The following is a 241-nucleotide window of genomic DNA, read 5'->3' on the forward strand; positions in this document are numbered from 1 at the left end:
TAATTTTTTCGCGGTAGTTCTTGTTAGATCTTTCAGCGATCTTCGCAATCCGACGAGCCCTGCTTGATTCGGTCTGACCGGAAAGCAACATCCATGCAAGTACTGCAAGAAGGATACAGACACTCAGGGCCGCGCAAGCAACCAGCCAAACCCCATACGTGGCAGCAATTATAAGTAGCACGCCCAGAAGCCAAGGCCCTGCCATCAAAACTGCAATAAAAATAAGCACGCCCAATATGGC

1 protein-coding gene is annotated in these 241 nt (G+C 49.4%); it reads right to left on the reverse strand.

Going from position 1 to position 241, the window contains the following annotated elements; all coding sequences use genetic code 11:
* Positions 1 to 241 (reverse strand): hypothetical protein (locus LI126_RS15070; RefSeq protein ID WP_227165722.1); only part of this gene is annotated, 241 nt, incomplete at both ends.

The sequence above is a fragment of the Mediterraneibacter sp. 210702-DFI.5.30 genome (assembly GCF_020560115.1).
Taxonomy (GTDB): Bacteria; Bacillota; Clostridia; order Lachnospirales; family Lachnospiraceae; genus Mediterraneibacter; species Mediterraneibacter faecis.